This window comes from Polymorphospora sp. NPDC051019 (assembly GCF_040683055.1).
GTDB classification, from domain to species: domain Bacteria; phylum Actinomycetota; class Actinomycetes; order Mycobacteriales; family Micromonosporaceae; genus Polymorphospora; species Polymorphospora lycopeni.
The window spans coordinates 205,372-229,612 of sequence record NZ_JBFBCH010000008.1; the positions used below are offsets into that span (position 1 = coordinate 205,372).

At 73.0% G+C, this 24,241-nt stretch carries 16 protein-coding genes; 7 read left to right on the forward strand and 9 right to left on the reverse strand.

All coding sequences use genetic code 11. The features are described from left to right. Positions 1–447 precede the first annotated feature (447 nt). Together dgt and AB0M79_RS17250 are read left to right on the forward strand one after the other, a co-directional pair. Positions 448–1,992 (forward strand): dGTP triphosphohydrolase, encoded by a 1,545-nt coding sequence (dgt, locus tag AB0M79_RS17245; RefSeq protein WP_364214113.1) that lies wholly within the window; start codon positions 448–450, stop codon positions 1,990–1,992. 123 nt (positions 1,993–2,115) lie between these two features. Further along, the gene (locus AB0M79_RS17250; protein ID WP_364214116.1) at positions 2,116–4,539 is read left to right on the forward strand and encodes an EAL domain-containing protein; all 2,424 of its coding nucleotides are present in this window, start codon (positions 2,116–2,118) and stop codon (positions 4,537–4,539) included. Here the strand turns inward: AB0M79_RS17250 and AB0M79_RS17255 are convergent. The 4 genes from AB0M79_RS17255 to AB0M79_RS17270 all read right to left on the reverse strand — a co-directional run bounded on the left by AB0M79_RS17255 (position 4,515) and on the right by AB0M79_RS17270 (position 8,520). Further along, positions 4,515–5,066, reverse strand: coding sequence for a hypothetical protein (locus tag AB0M79_RS17255; protein WP_364214119.1), 552 nt, complete (start codon positions 5,064–5,066; stop codon positions 4,515–4,517). The genes AB0M79_RS17250 and AB0M79_RS17255 overlap by 25 nt on opposite strands. A gap of 113 nt (positions 5,067–5,179) precedes the next feature. Next, positions 5,180–5,935, reverse strand: a complete 756-nt coding sequence (locus AB0M79_RS17260; RefSeq protein ID WP_364214121.1) for a succinate dehydrogenase/fumarate reductase iron-sulfur subunit — start codon at positions 5,933–5,935, stop codon at positions 5,180–5,182. Then, a complete protein-coding gene (locus tag AB0M79_RS17265; RefSeq protein ID WP_364214124.1) occupies positions 5,932–7,872 on the reverse strand; it encodes a fumarate reductase/succinate dehydrogenase flavoprotein subunit in 1,941 nt (646 codons plus the stop codon). The genes AB0M79_RS17260 and AB0M79_RS17265 overlap by 4 nt, the downstream gene beginning before the upstream one ends. A gap of 3 nt (positions 7,873–7,875) precedes the next feature. Further along, positions 7,876–8,520, reverse strand: a complete 645-nt coding sequence (locus AB0M79_RS17270; protein ID WP_364214281.1) for a succinate dehydrogenase cytochrome b subunit — start codon at positions 8,518–8,520, stop codon at positions 7,876–7,878. A gap of 113 nt (positions 8,521–8,633) precedes the next feature. On the opposite strand from AB0M79_RS17270, the gene AB0M79_RS17275 reads away from it, so the two are divergent. Next, positions 8,634–9,569: a LysR substrate-binding domain-containing protein gene (locus AB0M79_RS17275; RefSeq protein WP_364214284.1), complete on the forward strand. Its 936-nt coding sequence runs from the start codon at positions 8,634–8,636 to the stop codon at positions 9,567–9,569. A gap of 22 nt (positions 9,570–9,591) precedes the next feature. On the opposite strand, the gene AB0M79_RS17280 is transcribed toward AB0M79_RS17275, so the two are convergent. From AB0M79_RS17280 to AB0M79_RS17290, 3 genes are all read right to left on the reverse strand, one after another. Beyond that, positions 9,592–10,272: a hypothetical protein gene (locus AB0M79_RS17280; RefSeq protein WP_364214127.1), complete on the reverse strand. Its 681-nt coding sequence runs from the start codon at positions 10,270–10,272 to the stop codon at positions 9,592–9,594. Positions 10,273–10,367: 95 nt separating this feature from the next. Continuing rightward, positions 10,368–11,579 carry a hypothetical protein gene (locus tag AB0M79_RS17285; RefSeq protein ID WP_364214130.1) on the reverse strand — a complete coding sequence of 404 codons (1,212 nt, stop codon included), beginning with the start codon at positions 11,577–11,579 and terminating at the stop codon, positions 10,368–10,370. A gap of 602 nt (positions 11,580–12,181) precedes the next feature. Next, the gene (locus tag AB0M79_RS17290; RefSeq protein WP_364214132.1) at positions 12,182–12,700 is read right to left on the reverse strand and encodes a hypothetical protein; all 519 of its coding nucleotides are present in this window, start codon (positions 12,698–12,700) and stop codon (positions 12,182–12,184) included. 105 nt (positions 12,701–12,805) lie between these two features. Between AB0M79_RS17290 and AB0M79_RS17295 the strand changes: the two genes are divergently transcribed. The 4 genes from AB0M79_RS17295 to AB0M79_RS17310 all read left to right on the forward strand — a co-directional run bounded on the left by AB0M79_RS17295 (position 12,806) and on the right by AB0M79_RS17310 (position 18,788). Then, a complete protein-coding gene (locus tag AB0M79_RS17295; RefSeq protein WP_364214135.1) occupies positions 12,806–13,114 on the forward strand; it encodes a hypothetical protein in 309 nt (102 codons plus the stop codon). A gap of 445 nt (positions 13,115–13,559) precedes the next feature. Continuing rightward, positions 13,560–15,356 carry a hypothetical protein gene (locus AB0M79_RS17300; protein WP_364214138.1) on the forward strand — a complete coding sequence of 599 codons (1,797 nt, stop codon included), beginning with the start codon at positions 13,560–13,562 and terminating at the stop codon, positions 15,354–15,356. A gap of 5 nt (positions 15,357–15,361) precedes the next feature. Next, complete coding sequence (locus AB0M79_RS17305) at positions 15,362–18,268, forward strand: DUF87 domain-containing protein (protein ID WP_364214141.1); 2,907 nt, start codon at positions 15,362–15,364, stop codon at positions 18,266–18,268. 250 nt (positions 18,269–18,518) lie between these two features. Further along, positions 18,519–18,788, forward strand: a complete 270-nt coding sequence (locus AB0M79_RS17310; RefSeq protein WP_364214144.1) for a hypothetical protein — start codon at positions 18,519–18,521, stop codon at positions 18,786–18,788. A 22-nt stretch (positions 18,789–18,810) separates the two neighbouring features. Here AB0M79_RS17310 and hrpA read toward each other — a convergent pair whose 3' ends face one another. After that, positions 18,811–22,899 (reverse strand): ATP-dependent RNA helicase HrpA, encoded by a 4,089-nt coding sequence (hrpA, locus tag AB0M79_RS17315; protein WP_364214147.1) that lies wholly within the window; start codon positions 22,897–22,899, stop codon positions 18,811–18,813. A gap of 44 nt (positions 22,900–22,943) precedes the next feature. Beyond that, positions 22,944–24,092 carry a winged helix DNA-binding domain-containing protein gene (locus AB0M79_RS17320; protein ID WP_364214150.1) on the reverse strand — a complete coding sequence of 383 codons (1,149 nt, stop codon included), beginning with the start codon at positions 24,090–24,092 and terminating at the stop codon, positions 22,944–22,946. Positions 24,093–24,241 lie beyond the last annotated feature (149 nt).

Below are 24,241 nucleotides of genomic sequence, written 5' to 3' on the forward strand. Positions count from 1 at the left end.
CGCGGGCCGGCGGCCCCCGGTCGCCGGGTGCGGGGTGCCGGGCCGGGGTGTCGCGACCAGGAGGGACGCGATCAAGGAGAAGCGGTGACCGGCTCATGCCCGTTACTGATGGTCAGTCCGGATTCGCCGCGGAGTTCGGACGGGTGTAGCCGTCCGGGCTCACAGCGAAATCGCTGTGGATACGCCGAATTCGCTGTGGGCCGCGACAGCAATCCATGCCTGCGGCGGCCGCACATCGGTCGTCCGGAGGCCCAACCCCGCCCCGCCCGCCACCGACAACCGGACCGTCCCGCCCGCCACCGACGACCGGATGGCCCGCCCCGCCACCCACGACCGGACCATCCCGCTCCGCCACCGACGACCGGACCGCCCCGTCCGACCCGACCCTCCCGGCACGCCGAGGACCGGCCCGGCGCGCCCGAACCGGTCGGGAGTACGGTCGACTTCATGACCCACCCCGTCGATCCCCGCGCCCAGCGCCTGTTCGGCGACAGCGCCACCGCGTACGGCGATCTGGCCGCGAGCCCGTTCCGCGCCGACCGCGACCGGATCGTCGGCTCGCCGTTCTTCTCCCGGCTCGGTGGGGTGACCCAGGTCATCAGCCCGGGCGGGTCCGGCCTGCTGGTGCACAACCGGCTGACGCACAGCCTCAAGGTCGCGCAGGTCGGCCGGGCGGTCGCCGAGCGGCTGTCGGCCGACGACCGCTACCGCGACCTGCTGGACAAGCTCGGTGGTTGCGACCCGGACGTGGTCGAGGCCGCGGCGCTGGCACACGACCTCGGACACCCGCCGTTCGGCCATCTCGGCGAGCAGGTGCTGGACCGGCTGGCCCGCCAGCGGCTCGGCCTGCCGGACGGGTTCGAGGGCAACGCGCAGTCGTACCGGATCGTCACCAGCACCGAGATCCGGGGGACGGCGACGATCGGTCTGAACCTGACCGCCGCGGTCCGCGCGGCGATCCTGAAGTATCCGTGGACCCGCCACGATCATCCAGATCCGCACCCGCGTGACCTGGATCCGGCGCCGCGCGGGGCGACCCCGCCGGCCGACGACCCGGGCAGCGGGTCGCTGAAGTTCGGCGCGTACACGACCGAGGTCGACGACCTGCGCCAGGCCCGGGCCCCGTTCGCCGGCCGGGTCGCCGACTGGCAGCAGACCGTCGAGGCGTCGATCATGGACACCGCGGACGACATCGCGTACGCCATCCACGACCTGGAGGACTTCCACCGGGTCGGCGTGCTCCAGCAGGGGGCGGTGGCCGGCGAGCTGATGGGCTGGCAGCGCGAGGCGACCCGGCTGCGTGAACTGCCCGACGGCGAACTCGACGCCGGTGGCCGGCGGCCCGGCGCGGCCATCGAACGGCTGCGTCGCCGGCTGCACCGCCGCGACGGCTGGATCAGCGACGACGAGGCGTTCGCGGCGGCCGTCGAGCACGTCCGGGCCGAACTGGTCGACGGGCTGCTCGCCGCCCCCTTCGACGGCTCGCTCGCGGCCGAGCAGTACGTCACCGGGTTCTCCAGCCGGTGGACCCGCCGGCTGGTCGACGCGATCGAGGTGGTCGCCGAGCCGTCGATGCGGTCCGGGCACGTCCTGCTGCACGCGGCACAGTGGCACGAGGTGCAGGTGCTCAAGTTCGTCCACCACCGGTTCGTGCTCGAACGTCCGGATCTGGCCCTGCACCAGCGTGGGCAGGCCCGGCTGCTGGCCACCCTGGTCGAGGCGCTGGTCGCCTGGATCCTCGACCCCGGCGAGGAGACCCGGCTCCCGCGCCGGCTGCACGACCTGGTCGAGCTGGCCGAGGCCGAGTTGCCGTCGGCCGGCGTCGACGCGGCCGGTACGGGCCGGGGGAGCGGTCCGGACCTGAGGGCCCGGGCCCGCGGCCGCGCGGTCATCGACTTCGTCGCGGCGCTCACCGACAGGCAGGCGGTCGCCCTGCTCGACGCCCTCTCCGGGCGCTCCCGTCAGCTCTGGACCGACGCCTTCGTGCTGTGACCTGCCCGGCGGCGCCGACGGGCCGGGTGGGGATCTTCACCCACCGGTTCCGGCTTGCCTTGATACTGTGTGGCCCTGCCAGACGATCAGTCAGCACACGTGTCCGTTCAGGGGGCGATGCCGATGCCGCGTACGGCTTCGCCGTCGGACAGCCCCGCCGCCTCGGCTCTGCCCGCCTGCCTCTACGTCGTCGGCGGGCTTCTGGCCGCCGTTCTCTACGTCGCCGACGTCAGCCCGGTCCTGTCCGGCCTGACGTTCATCGTCGTGGCCATCGCCGGTGTGGTCGCGCTCCTCGTCGGCCCCCGCTGGCACCGCACCGAACTGCGCAACCCCTGGACGCTGCTGGCCGCCGCCATCGTCGTCTTCACCGCGGGGGCACTGCTGCGCCCGTGGGCGTCGGGCCGGACCGGGGTCAGCGAGCTGGCCGCCGACATGTTCACCGTGCCCGGATACGTCCTGATGCTGCTCAGTCTCGCCGGCCTGTTACGCGCCCGGCGCGCCATCGAGAAGCACGCGGTCATCGACGGGCTGATCGTCTGCGTCGGCATGGCCATCGTGTCGATCCTGCTGTTCGCCGTACCCGCGGCGAGCATCGCGCACCGGTCCGCCGTCGTGTCGGCGCTGGCCGGCGTCTATCCGCTCTTCGACACGGTGCTGGTCCTGCTGGTGGTCAACCTGGCGTTCACCACCGCCGCCCGGCGGCCCAGCTACCTGCTGCTGGTCGCCACGATGACCGGCGTCCTGATCGGCGACGTCGCGTACGCGATCATCGGCCGGACCGGTCACCTGACCGGGTCGCCCCTGCTCGACCTGCCGTTCCTGTTCAGCTTCGCGTTCATCGGCGCGGCCGCCCTGCACCCGTCGATGGTCGAACTCGGGCGGGCCACCCCGCTGCCGGTGCAGGCGTGGTCGTGGCCGCGGCTGCTGCTGATCGTGCCGGCGCTCGCCGTGCCGTTCCTGCTCACCGTCCTGCTGCCCGACAAGAGCGCGCTGCAGCGGGTGGTGATCGCGGTCGGCGGTGTCGCCATGGTCGTCCTGCTGCTCGGGCGGGCCGTGTCGGCCGTGTCGGCGTACGCCGCCGCTCAGCACCGCTACCAGCACCAGGCCACCCACGACGCGCTCACCCAGCTGCCCAACCGGACGATGCTGCCCGAGCACGTCGGTCGGCTGCTCCACACGCCGGCCCCGCCCGGGGCGATGGTGTGGGTCTTCTATCTCGACCTGGACGGCTTCAAACGGGTCAACGACTCGTGGGGGCACGCCGCCGGCGACCAGTTGATCGTCGAGGTGGCCCGGCGGCTGCGTACGGTCGTGCCCGTGCCGGCGACCGTCGCCAGGGTCGGCGGCGACGAGTTCGTGATGGTCGACGTCGGCAGCCGGGACGACGCCGTCGCGCTCGCCGAACGGGTCCTGGACTGCTTCGGCGCGCCGCTGTCGATGCCGTTCGCCCAGGTCGTCATCAGCGCCAGCGTCGGCATCGCCGGCCGGCCGGTCGACGCCGGCACCGAGGTCACGGCCGACGACCTGATGCGCGAGGCCGACACCGCCATGTACCAGGCCAAGTCCGAGGGCCCCGGCAAGTGGACGATGTTCGACTCGTCGATGCACCAGCGGGTCCGGGAGCGGGTCGACATCGAGGTCGACCTGCGCAAGGCCCTGCCGGCCGAGACCCCCGACGGGTCGGCGGTGTCGCCGCAGTTGCACCTGGCCTACCAGCCGATCGTCGAGCTGCGTACCGGTGGGCTGCTCGGCGCCGAGGCGCTGATCCGCTGGAACCACCCGACGCGCGGGGCGATCCCGCCGGGTGTCTTCATCCCGATCGCCGAGGACACCGGCCTGATCGCCAAGATCGGTCGGTGGGTGCTGCGGGAGAGCGTGCGGCAGCTTGCCGACTGGCGGCGTACCGACGCCGTCGGCGACGACTTCTGGATGTCCGTCAACGTCTCGCCCCGCCAGCTTCGTGACCCCTACCTGCCGGACGTGCTCGCCTCGACGCTCACCGAGTACGGCGTCCCGCCCGACGTCGTCGTACTGGAGATCACCGAGTCGGTGATGATCGACGCGTCGGCGGTGACCGACGAGGTCCTGCGCCAGATGCGCGAGATCGGCGTACGCATCGTCGTCGACGACTTCGGCACCGGCTACTCCGCGCTGGGCTACCTGCGGCGCCATCCGGTCACCGGCGTCAAGATAGACCGGTCGTTCGTCCGGGGCCTGGGCGTCAACGCGCAGGACGAGGAGATCGTCCGGGCGGTCACGGCGATGAGCAGTGCGCTCGGGCTCACCGTGGTCGCCGAGGGCGTGGAGACGACGACCCAGCAGGGTGTCCTCGCCGAACTCGGCGTGGTGATGGGGCAGGGGCTGCTGTGGGGCGCCCCGATCGGCCCTGCCCGGTTCGGGGAGCGCTGGTCCACGCTGCCGGCCCTCCCACCGGGGTCGCCGGTCGTGCCGTCCCGGTCACCGGGGCCGCCGGCGACCGTGCCGTCCGGCCCGCCGACGGCGGCGGCATGGCGGGGACCGGTTCAGGACGGCACGGGCGCCTCGTAGATCCAGTACGACTGGTCGTCGATGTGTTCGGCGCGTACGCCGCCGCCCAGCGAACCCAGCGCGTGGTGGATCGCCCGGTGGAAGCCCAGCTCGTCGTTGTGCCGGCAGACGTCGACCACGGCCATCCCGCCGGCGGCCAGCACCGGTCGCCAGATCTCCCGGGTCAGCCGGGCGAAGGCGCCGGTGCCCCGGGCGGCGGGGTGTACGGCGAGAAAGCCGACGTACCAGATCTGGCGCGCGGCGAAGAGGTCCGGCCAGTGGTGCGCGAAGTACTCCGGTGAGATCAACGGGATCGCCGACAGGTCGTCGGTGACGGTGGCGACGCCCCGGATCCGGTCGGGCCGGCGCTGGTCGACGTAGAGGAGCTTGCGCACCCGCTCGTCGGTCATCACCTCGTCGAACTCGTGGCGGTGGAGCACGTGCCGCTGCACCGCCCGGATCTTCATCTCCTCGAACGCCTCGGCGTAGATCTGCCAGGCCTGCTCGGCGATCTCGGCCGGCAACACCCGTTCGGCCACGACCCGCACCGATCCACCTCCCGATCCCGCCCGTGATCAACACGGGAGCCGAAACGGTATCGCGCCACCGGCGGCCGATCGAACCGCCGACCGGCCCGCCCCGACCGGCCCGGTCGGCCGGTTTACGCGTTGTCCGGACGCTTCGCCGACGCCTTGAGGAAGTCCCGGTTGAGCCGGCCGATGGTGGTCAGCGGGATGCCCTTCGGGCAGACCGTGGTGCACTCCCCGGCGTTGGTGCAGCCGCCGAACCCGGCGTCGTCGTGGGCGGCCACCATGTCGATCACCCGTGCCGACCGCTCCGGCTGGCCCTGCGGCAGCAGCCCGAGGTGGGTGATCTTGGCGGCGGTGAAGAGCATGCCCGAGCCGTTCGGGCAGGCCGCCACGCACGCGCCGCAGCCGATGCAGGCCGCGGCCTCGAACGCCGCGTCCGCGTTCGCCTTCGGCACCGGGGTGGCGTGGGCGTCGGGCGCGCTGCCGGTGGGCGCGGAGACGTACCCGCCGGCCTGGATGATCGAGTCGAACGCCGAGCGGTCCACGACGAGGTCCTTGACCACCGGGAACGCCCGGGCCCGCCACGGTTCGATGTCGATCGTGTCGCCGTCCTTGAAGTGCCGCATGTGGAGCTGGCAGGTCGTGGTGGCCCGCTCCGGCCCGTGCGCCACGCCGTTGATCACCATGCCGCACATGCCGCAGATGCCCTCGCGGCAGTCGTGGTCGAAGGCGACCGGCTCCTCGCCGTCGAGGGTGAGCCGCTCGTTGAGCACGTCGAGCATCTCCAGGAACGACATGTCCGGCGACACGTCGTCGAGCTGGTAGGACACCATCCGGCCCTTGTCCTCGGGGCCGTTCTGGCGCCAGATGCGCAGGGTCAGTTTCACTTGTAGCTCCGCTGCGTCGGGTGGACGTACTCGAAGATCAGGTCTTCCTTGTGCAGCACCGGCGCGTCGCCGGTGCCGGTGAACTCCCAGGCCGCGACGTAGCTGAAGTTCTCGTCGTCCCGCTCGGCCTCGCCCTCCGGGGTCTGGCTCTCGGCCCGGAAGTGGCCGCCGCACGACTCGGTGCGGTGCAGCGCGTCGACGCACATCAGCTCGGCCAACTCGAAGAAGTCGGCCACCCGGCCGGCCCGCTCCAGCGCCTGGTTGAGCCCTTCGCCTTCGCCGGGCACCCGGACCCGCTGCCAGAACTCCTCGCGCAACCCGCGGATCAGGTCGATCGCCTTGCGCAGCCCGGCGTCGGTGCGCTCCATGCCGCAGTATTCCCACATGATCCGGCCCAGCTCGCGGTGGAACGAGTCGACCGTACGGTCGCCGTTCACGGCGAGGAGCCTGGCGATCCGGTCCTCGACCGCCGTACGGGCCGCGGCGACCTCGGGGTCGTCGGCGGCGAGCCGCTCGAACGGCCCGGCGGCCAGGTAGTCGCCGATCGTGTTCGGCAGCACGAAGTAGCCGTCGGCCAGGCCCTGCATCAGGGCCGAGGCGCCGAGCCGGTTGGCGCCGTGGTCGGAGAAGTTGGCCTCGCCGATCACGAACAGGCCGGGGATCGTCGACTGGAGGTCGTAGTCGACCCAGAGGCCGCCCATCGTGTAGTGCACGGCCGGGTAGATCCGCATCGGAACCGTGTACGGGTCCTCGCCGGTGATCCGCTCGTACATCTCGAACAGGTTGCCGTACTTGGCCTCGACGGCCTTGCGGCCGAGCCGGCCGATGGCGTCGGCGAAGTCGAGGTAGACGCCGAGCCCGCCGGGGCCGACCCCGCGCCCCTCGTCGCAGACGTTCTTCGCCGCCCGGGAGGCGATGTCGCGGGGGACCAGGTTGCCGAAGGCCGGGTAGATCCGCTCCAGGTAGTAGTCGCGCTCGTCCTCGGGGATGTCGGCGGCGGCCCGGTCGTCGCCGGCCTTCTTCGGCACCCACACCCGGCCGTCGTTGCGCAGCGACTCGCTCATCAGGGTCAGCTTCGACTGGTGGTCGCCGGAGACCGGGATGCAGGTCGGGTGGATCTGGGTGTAGCAGGGGTTGGCGAACAGCGCGCCCTTGCGGTGCGCCCGCCAGGTGGCGGTGACGTTGCAGCCCTTGGCGTTGGTCGACAGGAAGAACACGTTGCCGTAGCCGCCGGAGGCGAGCACGACGGCGTCGGCCAGGTCGGTGCTGATCTCGCCGGTCACCATGTCGCGGACCACGATGCCGCGGGCCCGGCCGTCGACGACGATCAGCTCCAGCATCTCGTGCCGGGTGAACATCTCCACCGTGCCGGCCGCGACCTGCCGCTCCAGCGCCTGGTAGGCCCCGAGCAGCAACTGCTGGCCGGTCTGGCCGCGGGCGTAGAAGGTCCGCGACACCTGCGCGCCGCCGAACGAGCGGGTGTCGAGCAGCCCGCCGTACTCGCGGGCGAACGGCACGCCCTGCGCCACGCACTGGTCGATGATCTCCACCGAGACCTGGGCCAGCCGGTGCACGTTCGACTCCCGGGAGCGGAAGTCGCCGCCCTTGACGGTGTCGTAGAAGAGCCGGTGCACCGAGTCGCCGTCGTTGCGGTAGTTCTTCGCGGCGTTGATGCCGCCCTGCGCGGCGATCGAGTGCGCCCGGCGCGGGCTGTCCTGGTAGCAGTAGGACCGGACCCGGTAGCCCAGCTCACCCAGGGTCGCGGCGGCGGAGCCACCGGCCAGGCCGGTGCCGACCACGATCACCGACAGCTTGCGCTTGTTGGCCGGGTTGACCAGCTTCGCGGAGAACCGCCGCCGGTCCCACCGGGTCTCGACCGGGCCGTCCGGCGCCTTGGTGTCGGCGATCGGGTCGCCGACCGTGAACAGTTCGGTCATGGCTCAGGACACCAATCCGGTGAGTACGGCGAACGGCACCGTCAGGTAGCCGACGCAGAGAACGACCGCGACGCCGAGGGCGATCACCCGGGCGTTGCGTTCCCCGTCCGCGGTCTGCTGCCCGAGCGTGCGCAGCGCGCTGTAGATGCCGTGCCGCAGGTGGAAGCCGAGGGCGAGGATGGCCAGCGTGTAGAAGGCGGTGACGTACCACCGGTCCGGGGCGAAGTCGGCGACCACGTTGCCGTACGGGGCGGACTTGTCGCCGATCGGGTTCAGGTGTCCGGTGGTCAGGTCGAGGATGTGGTAGACCACGAACAGGACGATGATCACGCCGCCCCAGCGCATGGTGCGGGCCGCGTAGCTGCCCTGCACCTTGGGCCGGTGGGCGTAGCGGACCGGGCGGGCCTTGCGGGCGCGTACGGCCAGCACCGTCGCCGCCACGATGTGTCCGATCACCGCGGCGAGCAGCCCGAAGCGCTGGATCCACAGGAACCAGGTGTCGGGCAGGATCGGGGTGCCGATGCCGCGCAGCCAGTGGGCGTACTCGTCGAACGACGACTGGCCCACGAAGATCTTGAGGTTGCCGAGCATGTGGGCGAAGAGGAAGAGCACCAAGAGGATGCCCGTCACCGCCATGAGGGCCTTCATGCCGACGCTGGAGCGGATCGGCGACCGGGTCGCTACTGCCACGGCACGAACGTAAGGACCGCCTGATCCAGTCGTCCAATGCATCGCAGCCGCAGCGACGATAGCCATAGGCTATCGGTATGCAGCTCCAACAGCTCAAGTACTTCCTGGCTGTGGCCAAACACCGACATTTCACCCAGGCGGCCGAGAGCGTCGGGATCACTCAGCCTTCTTTAAGTAAGCAGATTCACAGCCTGGAAGCCGAGCTCGGAGCCCCCCTGTTCGAACGCGTACGCGGCAACGTCACCCTCACCGCCGCCGGCGACGCCCTCCTGCCGCTGGCCGCCCGGATCCTGGCCGACGTCGACACCGCCCGGCGCGAGGTCCAGGAACTCGTTGGCCTGCGGCGCGGCCGGGTACGCCTCGGCGCCACGCCCAGCCTGTGCTCGTCGCTCGCCCCGCAGGTGCTCAGCCGGTTCCGGGCCGCCCACCCCACCATCGACCTGCACGTCGAGGAAGGGGGCTCGCAGGACCTCGTACGCGAACTCACCCAGGGCGGACTCGACCTGGCCCTGATCATCCTGCCCGGCCAGGGCACCGACCCGACCCTGACCGCCGAACCGATCCTGCGGGAGAACCTCGTGGTCGCGTCGGTCGGCCCGCTGTTCGGCGTGGCACCGGAGGGTCCGGTCGACCTGATCGCGCTGCGCCACCAGCCGCTGGTCATGTTCCGCACCGGATACGACCTGCGCGACGCGACCCTGGAGGCGTGCCGCAACGCCGGGTTCACCCCGCGGTTCGCCGTCGAGGGCGGCGAGATGGACGCCGTGCTCAGTTTCGTCGAGGCCGGCCTCGGCGTCGCCCTGGTGCCCGGCATCGTCGTCGCCGGCCGGCCCCAACTGCACGCCACCCCGCTGGCCGCACCAGGCATCCGGCGCACGATCGCGCTGGCCTGGCGCCGGGGCGTGGTGCCGACCCACGCCGCCCAGGCGCTGCGCCAGACCCTGCACGAATACCTGCGCAGGGCCGCCGCCGACCGCACCCTCCCGGCCGGCGTCGAACCCCTGTGAACCGGCCCGGGGGAGAGCGGCCTCAGTCGTCGGAGTGGCCCTCCGGTGCGCCGTCGGGGGTGAACGCGCCCTCGCCGGCGTGCCCGCCGAGGTAGACGTGCTGGTGCCCGTTGCCGGCGTCGATGTTGATCTGGTCGAGCTGCGCCGCCGCCACCGACCAGGCCGTCGCCGCGTCGGCCCGCTGGCGCTGCACGACCGTCAGCAGCGTGGCCCGGTCGGCCGCCGGCAACGGCAGCGCGGCGGCGTAGAGGTCGACCGCGGTCGCGAAGCCGTCGACGGCGCCGCGCAGCGCGCCGCGGGCCACGTTGGTCGCGGTCGTACCCGACGGGGTCTCGGCGTGCCGCTCGACGGCGGTCCGCATGGTCGCCTGCCAGCGGGCCACCCGGTCGGCGTCGGCCGGTGGCGCGCCGGCGGCCAGGGCCGGGTCGAGTTCGCCCAGCAGGGTCTCCAACTCGGCCCGGGTGGTCCGGGCCTGCGCGGTCAGCGCGGTGATCTGGGCGACGTCCCGCCGGGCCTCCTCGGCCCGGATCCGCTCCACCGCCGACTCGGTCGCGTCCGGAGCGGCGATCGAATAGCCGATCGCACCGCCGACGAGCCCGGCCAGGACGACCGACAGCAGCAGGACCAGCGCCGTCCGCCACCCGGGGCGTCCGCCACCGGTCCGGTTCCGGGTGTACGACGGCGGGCCGGTTCTCGGCGACATGCACGGCTCCTCGAGGCGGGCGCTGTTGCGCAGAGGTTACGGCTTTCGTCGATACCAGTCCATAGTTCGACCCCGATGCCGAAAACTTCCGTCGGTCAGCGCGAAAGGCGTCCGTCGGTCGTACCCGTACCCGGCGGTCGGCGCCGCAGGTGACCGGCGGTGGCCAGCGCCGCCAGCAGCAGGCCGACCAGGGCCGCGACGGGCGTGCCCACGACGGTGAGCGTGACGGCGACGGCACCCGCCGGCAGCCAGGTCCACACCGGTACGGTCCGCGGCACCCGCCCGCGCCGGCGCCGGAACGCCTCGACGGCCATCGGCACGACCAGGGGCGGCAGTGCGGCCGCCAGCACCGTGAGCCAGGGCAGCATCAGCCGGTCGAACCGCATCGCGGCCAGCGCCGCGCCGGGCACCGCCACCAGCAGCGTCGCGACGGCCGTCGACAACCTCGGCCACACCCCGCGCAGGGCCAGCGCCCCGGAGAACGTCGTGGTCAGCGACGGCGCGAAGATGCCGGCGGTGACGAACAGGTTCCCGTACGCGGCGATTCCCGCGGTGCCGCCCAGCACCGCGACCACGTCGGCCGAGCCGGTACGCAGCCACACCCCGGCACCGGCCACGACGAGCAGCGCCGCCGGTACGACCAGCAGCCCCACGCACCACAGCAGGTCGCGCCGGCCCGCCAGGTCACGGCTGAAGTCGGGGGCACGCAGGGCGAAGACGGCGGCGTACCCGCACATCGCGGCGACGTCGGCGGCCATGCCGAGGCCCCCGACCCCGGCGGTGACCGGCGACGAGTCCGGGCGCAACCGGATCAGGCAGAGCGCGACCAGGGCGAGCGCCGACAGCGTGGTGAGCACCGCGATCCGGTTGCCGAGCCGGGGCGAGGCGAACGACGCGGCGATCACGGTGGCGGCCAGCAGCAGCGCGGCGACCGGGCCGGGCAGCCCGGTCACGGCGGCCAGGGAGGCGCCGCCCAGTCCGACGTTGAACCCGTTCCAGCCGATCATGGCGATGCCGAGGACCAGGCCGATCAGCGGACGGCTCGACGGGTGCAGGTAGCGCGGGGCCACCTCGGTCAGCGTCGCGCCCTCGCCGTACGGGGGACGTACGCCCAGCGCGCCCTGCCCGAAGAGCAGCAGCGCCATCAGCACCGCACCGCAGAGTACGGCGACCAGGGGGAGCGCGCCGCCGTTGCGGTCGGCCATCCCGGCGCCCATGATCAGCGCGGCGGGGGCGGCGCCGAGGCCGAGCCAGGCGCCGGCCGCGTCGGTCCACCGCCGCGGGGCGGTCGTGGGGCTGGCGCTCATCGCGCGGCACCCGCCGTCCCGGCGACCATGATCTGCGGGTACGGGCGCACGGACCACCTCCGGCGAAACGGCTCGCCGGCCGGCTGCAACTGTTGCGGCAAGCGCTTTCTCGGACCCTAGAAGGTCTCGATCAACTCAGGCAAGGGGGTGGTCCGAAACGATCCCGAAATCTGCCGGGCGATGAGGGTCGACCAGCGCCGACGGCCAGGCGCCGGATCGCCATCCGACCGGTCCGCCCATCCCGGCGCACGGTCGACGGACGCTCCTCTGCCGGAGCGTCGTGGGCGGTCCTCGTTGATCTGGGCGGGAGAGACCTCACCACGCGTGGATAAGGTCTCTCCCGCCCAGATCAACCGGTCTCTGTCCGTCGCCCTCGGTCCGCCACGGCGATAAGTGCTGAAAAGTCTCCCGTGGCCGGCGGGTCGCCGAGGTCGCGTGGGAGCGCCGGCGCCGGCGCCGGCGCCGGCGGCACTCGGCCGGCCCGGCTCGGGCGGCCCGCCTCCCGGCGGCACCCGGCCCGCCCGGTTCGGGCGGCCCGCCCTTCCCGGCGTACTGGTGCGCCCGGCTCGGGCGGCCCGCCCCGGCGTGTCGGCCCGCCCGACTCAGCCGGCCAGGCAGCGGCCGTCGGGCAGCCGGCCGACCACCTGAAGGTCGTGTGATCCACCACCGAGGTGACCGATCACGCAGGTCTCGTACACCGGCACCGCGAACAGGACCGTGCCGGGCGGTGCCGGGTCGTCGGCCAGCGCGATCTGGACCACCGGATCGGGGTGCCCGGCCGCGACGATCGCCGCCCGTACCTCGTCGACGGTGACCACGCCGCCGGACGGGGCGGGCAGGACGACCCGCTGCCAGTCGGTCAGCGCCCGCATGTGCTCCGGCAGGGGCACCGGCCGCCGGTCGGCGTGCAGCCGCGTCCGCCGCTCGCAGTCGTCGGGCCGGCTGACCTCGCACACGACGGCGAAAGCCGACCGCTCGACGACCACCGGCGGGTCGTTCCCGGTCACTCCCAGGCCACGCAGCACCGGCAGGCCCACCGCGAGCGCCCCGGCGGCGACGGCCACCGCCGGCAGCCCGACCAGGAGCCACGACCGGCGCGTCCGTGCCGCTTCACCCGCCATGCCGACAACCTAGCGACCGCGGCCGCCCCGCACCGTCCCGCCGGTCCGGCGCCGCCCCGAACTTTCCATAGGCGTATGGGCACCGATCCGGTCTACCGTCGCCGCATGGCCGAGAAGACCATCCCGCTGCTCACCTGCGCCCAGATCAGCCCGGTGTCCGACTTCTACAACGCGCTCGGCTTCGAGGTGACCTACCTCCAGAAGGCGCCCTACCCCTACCTCGTCGTCGAACGCGGCGACATCGAATCGCAGTTCTTCGGCATGAAGGACTTCGGTCCGGCATCCCCCGCATCGGCCCGCTCAAGGACACCTCGTACGGCGGTCGCGATGCGGGCCGGCGATCCCACGCTGAGCGCCGCCGAGAAGGCGTCGCTGGGCGGGGCCGCCGCGCTCGTCCGCGCCGCCGTGAGCTGAGCCGCCGACGGCTGAGCCGCCGACGGCTGGGTCGCCGGCGGCTGGGCCGCCGTCAGGCAGGGGCGCCGCGACCACTGAGGACGGTTCGCGCCATCTGGCGACGTGCTCAAAGTGGCACCCTTGGTCATATCACCCGATCGTGGCGTAATAACTGGGCTTCGCGGGCGTCGCCCTTGCGGCAACAATGAAACGTCCCTGGTGGAGAGCTTGCGAATCGGTCTAGCATGACCTCTTTCAATTGAAGCTCATGCATTCGATGACGGGGTGTCGATCATGGGAAACAGTGCCGGTGGCAGCGCCGTCGCCCGGTGACGAAACCACCACCCTCCTGACCGCCGGAGAGCGTCTCGGCTGGGTCTTCCGGGACCGGAACACGCAGCGGCGGCCCTTTCCCGAAAGGCTCCCCCTGCCACCGCCACCTCGGGTCGATCTCTCGGCCAAAGTGGTGGTCGCCCGAGCGCGGCTGCCCCGGAACCTGTTCGTCACCGCCGGCTCCGGGACGGCGGCCGCCACCATTCTGGCGTGTGTCGGCTCGATGGCCGGCGACCTGTTCCGCACACTCGGCACGGTGTCGCTGCTCGCCGGGTTGGGCGCCGCCGCCGGCGTCCTCGTCCGGTACGGCGTACTGCGCGGCCGGGCCGTCCGCACCGCCGACGAACTGCGTCAGCGGCACGAGCGGGCCGAGGCCGAATGGGCGGCCCGCAAGGCCACGTTCGAACGGCAGGAGACCGACCGGGTCGACGCGTTGCCGGAATGGGGCACCGTGTCGCCGGGACCGGACGCCCGCCGGGTCGACGTCGTGGGCGGCAACCTGTGGGGCTGGGAGGCCCTGCTGACCGTCTGCGGTACGTCGCTGCTGGCCACCCGGGGCCCCATGGTCATGGTCGACCTGTCCGGTGAGGCGGTCAGCCGGGAACTGCTGCGGGTCGCCGCCGCCAACGGGCTGACCGTCGATCTGCTGCTGCTCCCCGACGAACTGGCCGACAGCGACCTGCTCGTCGGGCTCACTCCCCGCCAGCTCGTCGACTCACTGGTGGAGTCGATCCACTCCGGACAACCGTCGACCGAGCTGGCCGGCCGGTTGATGGACGACCGGATCCTGACCGCCGTCTGCGCGGCGCTCGGCGAGCACATCTCGATGGCCAGGCTCGCCGCCGCGCTCCGGGTCCTCATGAACGAACCGGGCGACACCCCCGAGCTGACCCCCGAGGAGCGCCGGCACGTCGCCGACCGGCTCTTCGGCGACGACTACCGCCGGCACGCGCACCAGCACCTGAGCCGGCTGGAGTCGTTCGTCGAACCGCTGGCCCCGCTCGGCACCCGGCGCGACGCCCGCCCGGCCGCCGCCCTGACCTGCCTGGCCCTGGCGACCGGCGGTCGCACCGTACGTGCCGAACTGCTCGACGACCTCGTCGTGCAGTGGCTGATCCGGCGGATCGCCCACGGGCCGGCCCGACCGGGCAGCCTCGTCGTCGCCGGTGCCGACGACCTGCCCGCCCGGCACGTCGAGCGGCTGGGCGACCTCTGCGAGCGACGCGGCGTACGGCTGGTCCTGCTCCACCGCCACCTGCGCGGCCCGGTGGTGCAGGCGATCGGCGCCGGCACGGTCGGCTTCATGCGGCTCGGCAACCACGAGGAGGCCCGGCACGCCGCCGACTTCGTCGGCCGGGAACACCGGTTCGTGCTCTCCCAGCTGACCCGGACCCTGGGCGGCAACGAGACGCACACGGTCGCCGACACCGAGGGCGCGAGCGAGACCGAGGGGCACGGCACCGGGTGGGGGACGTCGGACGGCACCGGCCGCGGCGGCGGTCGCGGATCCACGCCGACCACCTGGAGCCGCAACCGGGGCTGGAACCTGAGCGAGAGCGCCAACTGGAGCGTCACCCGGAACTGGAGCCGCACCCGCAGCCTCGCCGACGGCACCAACTGGAGCGACGCCGAGAGCCGGCAGCGGGTCTACGAGTACGCCGTCGAACCGCGGACCTTCCAGGAGTTGCCCGACTACGCGCTGATCCTGGTCCGCCGCGACGACGACGGCGCCACCGTGGTCCCGACCGAGTGCAACCCGGACCTCGTCACCCTGCCCCGGGTCGGCATGGGCCCGCTGCCGTCCCCGCCGGAGGTCACGGGACCGGCCGTCGGGGGCCCGACCGCCGCCGCCCCGTTACCCGCGGCGTCCCCGCTGCCGCTCACCGCGGCGCCGCCGGCCCGGCCGCCGCGCCAACGGCCGCCATCGTGACCACCGTGTCCGCGCCCGTCGTCGCGCCCGCCGACCTGTGCCGCGTCGTCGAGGTGTTCGCGCCGGCCCCACCACCGCCCGGTGACCCGGACCGCGCCGGCAACGACCCGGACCGGCCCCGGCGGCACGCGGCGGTCGTCTCCGCCTACCACCTCGGCGTCCACGCCCCGGCCCCACCGCTGGTCTTCGGCTGGTGCCGGACAGCGCAAGGCGGCCCGGTCACCGTGCTGACCACCGCCTCGACCGCACCGACGGCACCGGTCCCGCGACCGCGCGACGCGCCACCGGCACCGCGCGGTGCCGCCGCCGGGCGGGCCGTGCCGTTGAGCTTCCCGCCCGGCAGCCGCGGCGAGCCCTGTCCCGCCGCCGACGTGGCGGGGCTCCTCGGCGCCCTGCCCGCCTGGGCCGAACTGCGCGGCGTGGTCGACGGCCTCCTCGTCGACCAGCCGACACCGGAGCCGGCCGCGCGGCGCCCCGATCTCGCCGACGGGCTGCTCGGCGCCTGGCACCGCCCCTTCGCCTGGCTGCTGGTCGCCGTACCGGTCCCGCCCGCCGACATCCGCCGCGAGGCCGACCGGGTCGCCGCCGCCGAACGCGACGCCCGGGCCCGCGCCTCGTCACCGGAGCACGCGGTACGCGCCGTCCGGCTGGAACACCGGCACCGCGAGTTGCGCGCCGCCGAGGCGACCGGCCTCTGGCGGGTACGGCTGTTCGCCGGCGGCCCCGACCCGGCCGCCGCCACGGCCGTCGCGGGTCTGCTCTGCGCCGGCGCCGACCTGACCGGACTGCCGTACGCGTTCGTCCCCGACCCAGCCCCGGTCGATCCGGCCGGCCCGCTCGACCCGGCCGCCGACGGCCCCGGAGGCGAACCGCTGCTGGCCGGTTCGCTGCTGGTCGCCGCGCTCGCCCGGCCACCCGCGGTGGAGGTGCCCGGTCTGCGGGTCGTACCCAGGCCGACCTTTGACGTCACCCCCGAGGCCGCGGACCCCGGCGGCATCGACATCGGCGAGATCCTGGACCGTGACGGAGCGCCCGCCGGCCGGCTCCGGTTGCCGGGCGCGAGCCTCAACCGGCACACCTTCGTCTGCGGGGCGACCGGCGCCGGCAAGTCGCAGACCATCCGGCACCTGCTCGACGGTGCCACCGCCGCCGGCCTGCCGTGGCTGGTCGTCGAACCGGCCAAGGCCGAATACCGCTCGATGGCCGCCCGGCTCGGTCCGGGCCGGGTCGTCGCCGTCCGGCCCGGTGACCCCGACGCCCCGCCCGTCGGCCTCAACCCGCTCGAACCCGCCGCCGGGTTCCCGCTCCAGACCCATCTCGACCTGGTCCGCGCGCTGTTCCTGGCGGCGTTCGAGGCCGACGAACCGTTCCCGCAGGTGCTGGCCGCCGCGCTGCACCGCTGCTACACCGAGCAGGGCTGGGACCTGCCGCTCGGCGCCGCCCGCACCGCCGGCCGCCGGCCCCGCCACCCCACCCTCACCGACCTCCAACGGACCGCCGAACAGGTGGTGGCCGAGATCGGGTACGGCCCGGAGATCAGCGACAACGTCCGCGGATTCGTCCGGGTCAGGCTGGCCAGCCTGCGGCTCGGCACGACCGGCCGGTTCTTCGAGGGCGGCCACCCGCTCGACCTCGACCGGCTGCTCGCCGCCCGGGTCGTGTTCGAGATCGAGGACGTCGGCGACGACCGCGACAAGGCGTTCCTGATGGGTGCCCTGCTCATCCGGCTCGTCGAACACCTGCGGGTCGCCCAGCGGCGCGACCCGGCACCCGCGCGCGCCGGGCTGCGGCACCTGAGCGTCTTCGAGGAGGCACACCGGCTGCTGCGCCGCAGCGAACGTCCGGGGCCGGCCGCCCATGCCGTCGAACTGTTCGCGTCGCTGCTCGCCGAGATCCGGGCGTACGGCGAGGGCCTGGTGATCGCCGAACAGATTCCCGCCAAGATCGCCCCGGACGTCATCAAGAACACCGCGGTCAAGGTCATCCACCGGCTGCCGGCCCGCGACGACCGGGACGCCGTCGGCGCCACCGTCAACCTGACCGAGGCGCAGTCGGCATACCTGGTCACGCTCCGGCCCGGCACCGGCGCGGTGTTCACCGACGGGATGGACCATCCGCTGCTGGTGACCGTCCCCGACGGCACCGACCGGGAAGCCGCCGCCGTGCGCACCGCACCCGTCGACACCCTGATCGGCCGGCGCAGCGTCACCTGCGGCACCGACTGCCGCGCCCGGCCCTGCGACCTGCGCCAGATGCGGCACGCCGAACACCTTCTCGAGGACCGGCCGCTGCTCGTCGTCTGGGCCGAACTCGGCGTCCTGGGACACCTGACCGGCTGGGGCAGCCCGCTGCCCGACGGCGACCTGATGGCGGAGGTCGAGGCACTGCCGGCCCGGCTGCGGCACTGCGCCCTGTCACACGCCGTCGACCGCGCCGTGGCCGCCCGCGCCCCCGTCCTCGGCTGCACCCCGGACGACCTCGCCGCGCACGTGCTGGCCACCCTGCCGGGACTGCCCGGCCGCACCGTCCGCTGCGCCGACGAGGAACCCGGGTGGTTGGCCGCGCCGTACCGGTGGGCGCTCGTCCTCGACGAACTCACCGAGGCCGTACGCGCCGACCCGGCGGCGCCGGCCCACCCTCGTACGGCCGGGTGGAACACCACCTACCAGGCCCGGATCCCGTACGCGGCCAGCGCCGACCAACTGGCGGTCGTGCGGGGCTGGTTCGCCGCCGACCAGCGCGACGGGGCCCGGCGCCGGACGACGGTGTTCGGCAACGACGACCCGCCCGCGTTGGTCGCCGCCATCGGGGCGCGTCACACCGACCCCGACTGGAACGAGCGCGTCGATGCCGCCCTGCAGCGCTTCCCGCGCTGCACCTGGCCCGCCGGATACCTCGGAGCCGCCGCATGACGGTCGAACGGGTTGCGACACCTCGGGCCCGGTGTTGCGAATCCGGCCTGGGTTCACATGGGGAAACGTATGGGCGAGCGTATCCATCGCATGTCACGTGGCCTCGACGAGCCGGCCGACAGTCCTGTCCCGCCGGACGACCCGCAATCGGGAGGTGGCGCCGGCGATGTTTCCGCTGAGACCGTGGAAGCGGATGGCGATGACAGCTTTCAGGGAATCCTCAGACGATTTCAATCAGCGGAAAGCCTAGGTGATCGACGTGCGTGCTGAGCGCAATGCGAACCGGATCGAGATTGTGCTCGACAATGATGAGGCGATGCGATTGGCCGCCTGCCTCACCGAGGCCACGGTTGGCTTGTCCCGGGCGGAATTCTTCATCCGGACCGGCTGTGCCAGAGAGGATGTCGATTCCCTCGGCCGGAAACTCGTCGACATTGCCCGAGGCGAAGTGGAAACGTTCTCCGCCGATCTGCCGGAAGGCGACGAACAGACGGAGAACCCACGTCGGCCACGTCGCTGACCGCGCAGACTTCGCGTGCCGGTCAGCGGCCCTCGGCCTGGTCCATCGCGCGGTAGATGCGCTGCTCCGACACCGGGTAAGGGGTGCCGAGCGCCTGCGCGAACACGTTCACCCGCAGTTCCTCGATCATCCAGCGGATGTCGCGTACGTCGGCGTCGGCCCGGCGGCTCGGCGGCAGGGCGGCCAGCATCTCGTCGTACTCCTTGCGCACCTGGTCGATGCGGGCCTGCTGCTCCCGGTCGCGTTGCGGGTTCTGGGACAGCCGGTCCAGCCGTCGCTCGATCGCCGTCAGGTAGCGGGGCAGGGCGGCCAGCCGCGCGTAGCCGGTGTCGGTGATGAAGCCCCGGTGGACCAGCGCCGACAACTGCGCCCGGATGTCGGCCAGCGCGGCGACCAGGGTGAGGCTGGACGTACGCCCCAACCGCTGCTCGACGGCGTAGGCGGTGCTCAGCACCTTCTGGGTACGGCCGATCACCTCGACGACGGTGTCGACGAGGTCGGCGCGTACCCGGTCACGGAGCGCCGCGAACCCGGCGGCGTCCCAGGCGGGGCCGCCGGCGGCGTCGACGAGGTGGTCGACGGCGGCACCGGCGGCGTCGTCGATCAGGTCGACGACGCTGCGGTGCGGGTTGCGGCTCAGGGCGAGCTTGGCCTCGTTGGACAGCCGGCCCTGGAGGAACTTGACCGGGGAGGCGACGGTGAGCCGCAGCAGCCTGCGGGTGCCGGCGCGCATCGCGGTCCGCTGCTCCAGCTCGGTCTCGAAGACCCGCAGGGCGACGGTGTCGCCCTCGTCGACCAGGGCCGGGTAGGCGGTGACCAGGTAGCCGGCGCGTACCTGCTCCACAGTGGACGGGATCGTGCCGAGGTCGGCCCAGTCGGTCAGCCCGGACCGTTCGATGTCGCCCGCCGCGGCGGCGACGGTCTGGCGTACCTCGGTCTTGAGCTGCTGTTGCAGCGCCGGCAGGCTCTTGCCCTCGGCGACCGGCCGGTCGTCGTCGCCGAGCACCCGGTAGGTGACCCGCAGGTGGTCGGGGATGCGGGACCGGTCCCACTCCTGCGGGGCGACGGTGACCCCGGTCATCCGGCGTAGCTCACGGGTGACCGCGTCGAGCAGCGGCTCCTGGCCGGGGGTGATCCGGGCCAGCACCGCCCGCGCGTAGTCGGGCACCGGTACGAAGTTGCGCCGGGTGGCCTTCGGCAGCGAGCGGATCAGCGCGACGACGAGTTCCTCGCGCAGGCCGGGCACCTGCCAGTCGAAGTCGTCGGCCCGGACCTGGTTGAGTACCGGCAGCGGGATGTCGACGGTGACGCCGTCGGTCGGCTTGCCGGGCTCGAACTCGTATTTCAGTGGCAACTGGAAGCCGTCGGAACGCCACACGTCCGGATAGTCGGCCGGGTCGACGCCGCCCCGGCCGGCGTTGACCAGCATCTCCCGGTCGAAGGTGAGCAGTTCCGGCTTCTCCCGGCGAACCCGCTTCCACCAGGTGTCGAAGTGCCGGCCGGAGACGACGTCGGCCGGAATCCGCTGGTCGTAGAAGTCGAAGAGGGTCTGGTCGTCGACGAGGATGTCGCGGCGGCGGGCCCGGTGTTCGAGTTCCTCGATCTCGCCGAGGAGCGCCCGGTTGGCGGCGAAGAACGCGTGGCTGGTCTGCCAGTCGCCCTCGACCAGGGCGTGCCGGATGAACAGTTCCCGGGACAGCGCCGGGTCGATCCGGCCGAACTGGATTTTGCGCGAGGTGACCAGCGGTATCCCGTACAGGGTCACCTTCTCGTACGCGACGACCGACGCCTGCTTCTTCTCCCAGTGCGGTTCGCTGTAGCTGCGCTTGACCAGGTGGCCGGCGAGCGACTCGGCCCATTCCGGTTCGATGCGGGCGGCGATGCGGCCCCACAGCCGGGACGTCTCGACCAGCTCGGCGACCATCACCCAGCGTGGCGGTTTGCGGAACAGTGCCGATCCGGGGAACAGGGCGAACCTGGCGCCCCGGGCGCCGAGGTAGTCGTTGCGCCCGCCCCGGCCGGTGTCGGTGGGCTTGCTCTTCTCGTCCCGCACGCCGAGGTGCGACAGCAGGCCGGCGAGCAGCGACTGGTGGACGCGCTGCGCGTCGGCCGGCTGCTCGTTGACGGTCACGTCGAGCGTGCGGGCCACCTGGCGCAGCTGCGAGTGGATGTCCTGCCACTCCCGCACCCGCAGGTAGTTGAGGTGTTCGGCCTTGCACATCCGCCGGAACGAGCTGGACGACCGCTCCTGCTGCTGCTCGCGCAGGTAGCGCCACAGGTTGAGGTACGTCGCGAAGTCGGACTCCTTGTCGACGAACCGCGCGTGCATCTGGTCGGCCTGGGCCTGCTGGTCCGCCGGCCGTTCCCGGGGGTCCTGGATGGACAGTGCGGCGGCGATCACCATGACCTCGGCGACGCAGCCGTTGCGGTCGGCCTCGAGCACCATCCGGGCCAGCCGCGGGTCGACCGGCAGTTGGGCGAGACGCCGGCCGAGCGCGGTCAGCCGGCGGCGCGGGTCGTCCTGCGCCGGGTCGATCGCGCCGAGTTCGTGCAGCAGCGCCACCCCGTCGGCGACGTTGCGGCGGTCCGGCGGGTCGATGAACGGGAACGCGGCCAGGTCGCCCAGACCGATCGAGGTCATCTGGAGGATGACCGACGCGAGGTTGGTACGCAGGATCTCCGGATCGGTGAACTCGGGCCGGGACAGGAAGTCCTGCTCGTCGTAGAGCCGGATGCAGATGCCGTCCGACGTACGACCGCAGCGGCCCTTACGCTGGTTGGCCGATGCCTGCGAGACCGGCTCGATCGGCAGCCGCTGCACCTTCAGCCGGTGGCTGTAGCGGGAGATCCGGGCGGTGCCGGGGTCGACGACGTACTTGATGCCGGGCACCGTCAGCGACGTCTCGGCGACGTTGGTGGCCAGCACCACCCGCCGGCCGCCGTGCGGCTGGAAGACCCGGTGCTGCTCGGCGGTCGACAGCCGGGCGTACAGCGGCAGCACCTCGGTGTTCCGCAGGTCGAGGCGGTTCAGCGCGTCGGCGGTGTCGCGGATCTCCCGTTCGCCGCTGAGGAAGACCAGGATGTCGCCCGGCCCCTCGGCGGACAGTTCCCCGACCGCGTCGCAGATCGCCTGGATCTGGTCGCGTACGACGTCGGTGTCGGTGTCGTCCTCCTCCGCCTCGGTCTCGAGGACCAGCGGCCGGTAGCGGACCTCGACCGGGTACGTCCGCCCGCTGACCTCGATCACCGGGGCGTCGCCGAAGTGCCGGGAGAACCGCTGCGGGTCGATGGTCGCCGAGGTGATGACGACCTTGAGGTCGGGTCGGCGGGGGAGAAGTTGCCGCAGGTAGCCGAGGATGAAGTCGATGTTGAGGCTGCGCTCGTGCGCCTCGTCGATGATCAACGTGTCGTACTGGCGGAGCAGCCGGTCGTGCTGCAACTCGGTGAGCAGGATGCCGTCGGTCATCAGCTTGACCATGGTCGACTCGCCGACCCGGTCGCTGAACCGCACCTTGAACCCGACCGTCTCACCGAGTTGCGTGCCCAGCTCCTCGGCGATCCGGTCGGCGACCGTACGCGCCGCGAGCCGGCGCGGCTGCGTGTGCCCGATCAGCCCGCGTACCCCCCGCCCCAGCTCCAGACAGATCTTGGGAAGCTGGGTGGTCTTGCCGGAGCCGGTCTCGCCGGCGACGATCACCACCTGGTGGTCGCGGATCGCGGCGGCGATCTCGTCCCGGCGGTCGCTGACCGGCAACTGCGGCGGGTAGCTGACCGCCGGCACCGCCGCCCGCCGGGCGGCCAGCCGCGACTCCGCCCGGTCGACCTCGCCGGCGATCTCGACCAGCGCGGCGGCCCGCCGCTCCCGGTCGCGGATCTTCCGAATGCCGTCGACCCGCCGCTGGAGGCGGTGCTGATCGCGCGGCATCAGTTCGGGCAGGCGGGCCAGCAGGTCGGACAACCCGCCAGAATGGCTGGTCGGGGCATCCTGGCGGTCGGCCGGCGGATGCGTGCTGTCGGCCGGCGGATTCGTGTGGTCGGCCGGGTGGAGCCGTCGGTCGGTCGGACTGCTCGTCGGATCGGGCGTGGAGCGGGCGGGCGGCGGAGTCTGCATGTCGTCGCCAAGAATAGGCATGCCCGGGGCGGGACGGCTTCCGGTTATCCCTCGACAACCACCTGGTGGTCGGTCGCCGCCGGCTCGACGAAGCGGATCAGGCGCTCGGCCACCCCGGTCACCGCGGCCCGGGTGCCGCGCGGCAGCCGGCCGAACGGGGTGACCGTGACGGTCGCCACCCGACGGCTGACCCGGGTCGCCCAGACCCCCGCCACGAAGCCGTCGACCAGCACCGTCGGCAGCCAGCGCAGGTTGGCGCGTACGTAGACCCGGTCCCGGTACGCGTCGGGCAGGATCCGGGTACGGCGGCCCGCCGCGTACGCCAGCAACGCGCTGTCGAACGCCGGCAGGAACCGCACCGGAACCTCGCCGTCCGGGCCGGGCCGGGGCGCGTCGGGCAGGTCGTACAGCACCCGCCCGTCCTCGTCGGCGAACCGGACCAGCTCGGCGCCGATCCGGTCGACGGCCGCCCGCACCACCGGCACCCGGACCCCGAGCCAGTACGCGACGTCGTCGGCACCGGCCGGCCCGAACGCCCGAAGATGCCGCCGCACCGCCATGTCGTGGGCCACGTCCGGGTCCAGGTCGCCGGATTCCGCGGCGGCCCGGTAGGCGGCCGGCGTCCGGGCCGCCCACCGCCCGTCGGCCGGCACCCGCACCAGCGCCGGCGAGGCCCGCAGGACCCGCCACCGGTACGCCCGCTGCGCCGCCACCTCGGCATCGCTCAACCCGCCCGGATGCGCCTCGACCCACGCCTCGACGAAGTCGTGCAGCTCGTCGCCGGTGCGGGACTGCCCGGCGTACGCCAGCAGATCGCCGAGCAGCCGGTCCGCGCCGGCCGTACGGGCCACCTTGAGCCCCTGCCACCCGTCGACACCGGACCCGGTGGCGACGACCGCGTACGCGGGGTGCTCGCGGGCGCTGACCAGGTGCAGGGTGCGGCGCAGCAGAATGCCGGTGACCAGGTCGCCCCGATCGAGCGCGGCCCACAGTTCGTCGCCCGTGAAGTCCCGCCGCCGCGACCACAGCGCGACCGGCGGCGACGTCCACTGCTGGGCCTGGATCGCGCCGACGGACTCGACGGTTTCGGTGAGCGGGCCGTCGAACGGGTCGATCAGCCCCTGCCGGGCCAGGAGCGCCCGGTTCAGCGCCCGCGCCGACAGCGGCCCGTCTCCCTCGCTTCGCTCGGTCACGTGACACCTCGCTCCGCTCGGCGGTCACGTGACTTGGGGCTGAGCCGACTGGTTCCCTCGCTTCGCTCGGTCACGTGACACCTCGCTCCGCTCGGCGGTCACGTGACTTGGGGCTGAGCCGACTGGTTCCCTCGCTTCGCTCGGTCACG